Raw genomic sequence first — 3,304 nt, forward strand, 5'->3', positions numbered from 1 at the left:
GCGCTTGGCCGCACGGACCGCCCCCGGGGCCGCCGCCTCCGAGGTAGCGCGTCAGGGGCGGTGGAAGACGCCTATGCCGTTGGCGACGGCGCGTTGGGCGCCGGCGGACGGGGTGTTGCGGACGGTCACGGCGTCCTCGCCGAGGCTGCGTGCGACGAAGGTGGAGGAGCCGCCGCCGTCGAGGTTGACGGCGTCGTCCGCTCCGGCCTTGGCCAGCAGGTCGGCCAGCTCGGCGAGGGTCAGGCCGCCGCTCTCGGCGGACCGTCCGTCCGCCACGACGAGGTACATGCGGTGGCCGCCGCGACCGAACCCGGCGGCTGTGCGCGGGGCGGGGCCTCGCGGGTCCAGCCCTTTCAGCGGCTCGCCGTCCCGCAGGACGGGGACACCGCCCACGGCGAAGCGGAACCGGACGGGCCCGGTCAGGCGGTGAGTCACCGCCACGCGGTCGCCGGGCCGCAGCCGCCGTAGCGCGTCGGCGGCCTCCTCCCGGCCGACGAGCACGGTCGTGCCCAGCGGGATCGGGCCCGCGCCGACCTCGCCGCCCACCTTCGCCACCACGCCGCGCCGCACGGTCACCTCGACCGTGTTCGTGCTGCATGGGGCGTTCCGGGCGGTGTCCGTCCCGCACACCGCGCGCCGCCGCGACACGCTGCCCCAGTCGTGGGTGAACGCGCCCGCGCCGTCCACGGGCAGCGCGTACTGGTTGAGGCCGCGCAGGGGGAGTGTGACGCGTTTCGAGCGGATCGTCCCGGCCAGGCGGAGCCTTCCCAGGCGGCCGCGCCCGTCGGCGCCGATCCCGATGACGGCTTCGGAGGACGTTCCGGGCGGCAGTGCCGGGCCGAACCGCTGCCCGTCCGGCACCGCCCCCTTGAGCGGACGTCCCGCGTCCACCGCCGGACCGGACGACGACCCGGTCGCCACGACCCCCGGCCGGGCCTCGGTGATGTTGAAGAAGTCGCCGTTGACCCCGGCGAGCGCGCCCCGTGCGTCCGCCATGGCCGAGACCGTCCGCCGCGCGGCCACCTTCGGCGGGGCCAGCAGGCCGACGCGCACACCGGGGGCGCGTAGATCGACGTCCAGCAGGTCGCCGCGCACCGGGCCGCCGACGCCGGTCGTCGCGAACGTCCTGGCCACGACACCGGGCGCGAGCCGCTCGGACGACGTGAACCGCAGCGGCCCGACCGCGCGGGACGGCGCGAGCGCGAACTCCCGCGCGTCCGGCCGCTCACCCGACCCGGCGCCGTCCACGCCCGGCCACCGCTGCCCGTCCGCGCGCACCGGCCCCGCACCACCGGCCCCAACCGCGACGACCATCACCGCAGCCACGACCAGTCGCCTCACGCGCACTTCCCTTCACGGGGAAACGGAATGCAGTGCGGCAACCACCGGCCCACCGGCTTCGTTGACTTGCGGCGTGTTGTTGTTATGGCAGGCCGGATAACAACAACACGCCGCAAGTCAACGACTCGGCGACCCGGTCGCGGCACTGGTCGATCATGGCGCGCGGCGTGTGAAGTGCGGGCGATGCGGTCGCCAACACCCCCGAAAGATCCGGCCGTCGGCCGGTCCGGTTCACCCCGGGATGCGGGCCACACCGCAGAACGCGTCCACCTCGGGCGGCTCCTCGAACGGGGACGGCTCCGTGCCCCACCGCGACACGGTGACGACCCCGGGTTCCAGCAGCTCCATGCCGTCGAAGAAGCCGGCGATCCGCTCGGGGGAGCGCAGGTTGTAGGCGACGCCGCCCGCCTCGACGTAGCGGGCGATCGCGCGGGCGCGGGCGGTCTCGTCCGGCCCGTCCGAGCCCGGCGTGCCGACCACGTTCGTGCCGTCGTTGATCACCACGTGGCTGCCGGGGGCGAGCGGCGCCGTCAGCCGGGCCAGGACGCCCTCGGGGTCGTCCTCGTCGGTGAGGTGCCCGAGGATGCCGAGCAGCAGCAGCGCCACCGGCCGGTCGAAGTCCAGCGTCTCGGCGGCCCTGGCGAGGATCACGTCCGGCTGCCGGATGTCGGCGTCGATGTAGGAGGTGGCACCCTCTGGGGTGGACGTGAGCAGCGCCCGGGCGTGCGTCAAGACGAGCGGGTCGTTGTCGACGTACACGATCCGCGCGTCCGGTGCGATCCGCTGAGCGACCTCGTGGGTGTTGTCGACCGTCGGCAGCCCGGTGCCGACGTCGAGGAACTGCCGGACGCCGGCCTCGCCCGCCAGGTACCGGACGGCGCGGCCGAGGAAGGCCCGCGAGTGCCGGGCGATGTCCGCCTGACCTGGGAAGATGCTGAGGAACTCGTCGCCGACCTCGCGGTCGACGGGGTAGTTGTCCTTGCCGCCCAGCCAGTGGTTCCAGATGCGCGCGGAATGCGGGACGGACGAGTCGATCTCCGGTTGCCCGGCCATGGAACCTCCGATGCCGAGTGGGTCGCGGGTGCCGGTGATCATACTTTCTGGTGTGCTGACATTTGGTTGAATGCCGTGTTCTGGGGTCGATGTCCCTGGTGGCGGACGCATGCCGGGGCTAAAATCCCGATCCAGAATCTGATTCGGTTTGGTCGGAGGAGCATGGCGAAGATCATCCAGCACGGCACCTGGGACCTGGCGCCCGCCGACGACGGCCTGCACGACCCGGGCCCGGAACTGCTCTGGAACGAGTCGTACTACTTCGACTTCGCCACGCCGGACGGCTCCCTCGCCGGATACGTCCGCCTCGGCCTCTACCCCAACTGGGACCGCGCCTGGTACTGGGCGGCGCTGGTCGGCCCCGACCGCCCGCTGACGATCGTCGCCGACAACCACGCACCGCTCCCCGCCCCCGGCTCGGCCGACGTCCGAGCCGCGACCTACACGGCTACGCAGGAGATCACCGAGCCCTTCGGCCCCGCGCTGGTCACCCTCGACGGAACCGCGGCCGTCGTGGACGACCCCACCGCCGCCTACGGCGACCTCTCCACCGCCGAGACCACGAACCTCGCCTTCGACCTGCGATGGGACACCGTCAGCGGCGTCTACCCCTACAAGGACCTCCCGCGCTACGAGATCCCCTGCACCGTCTCCGGCACCGTCACGGTCGGCGGCGAGACCATCGCGATCGACGCCCACGGGGAACGCGACCACAGCTGGGGCGAGCGCGACTGGTGGAAAGTGTCCTGGCTGTGGACGTCCGGACGCCTCGACGACGGCACCTTCGTCCACGGCATGCAGGCCAACATCGGCTTCCCGCTCGCCTGGCCGTGCTTCACCGTCCCGCCCGGCGGCGAGATCGGCCACCACGACGGGTTCTCCGCCGAGACGTCCTTCGCCCCCTCCGGCC

Annotated in this window: 3 protein-coding genes; 1 reads left to right on the plus strand and 2 read right to left on the minus strand. The window is 73.2% G+C overall.

The genetic code is table 11. From position 1 onward, the window contains the following. Positions 1-51: 51 nt before the first annotated feature. On the minus strand, positions 52-1,341 hold the full coding sequence (locus tag E1200_RS32200; protein ID WP_207933651.1) for a phosphodiester glycosidase family protein: 1,290 nt from the start codon (positions 1,339-1,341) through the stop codon (positions 52-54). Between the two features lie 231 nt (positions 1,342-1,572). Next, positions 1,573-2,394 carry an SAM-dependent methyltransferase gene (locus E1200_RS32205; protein ID WP_131956278.1) on the minus strand — a complete coding sequence of 274 codons (822 nt, stop codon included), beginning with the start codon at positions 2,392-2,394 and terminating at the stop codon, positions 1,573-1,575. 162 nt (positions 2,395-2,556) lie between these two features. Here E1200_RS32205 and E1200_RS32210 point away from each other — a divergent pair. Continuing rightward, on the plus strand, positions 2,557-3,304 hold a 748-nt coding region (locus E1200_RS32210; protein WP_131956281.1), incomplete at its 3' end, for a hypothetical protein.

Source organism: Actinomadura sp. GC306 (assembly GCF_004348665.1).
Taxonomy (GTDB): domain Bacteria; phylum Actinomycetota; class Actinomycetes; order Streptosporangiales; family Streptosporangiaceae; genus Spirillospora.

Excerpts from the sequence above, each read along its gene's own strand:
- E1200_RS32205 (WP_131956278.1), bottom strand. The coding sequence starts at position 2,394 with ATGGCCGGGCAACCGGAGATCGACTCGTCCGTCCCGCATTCCGCGCGC.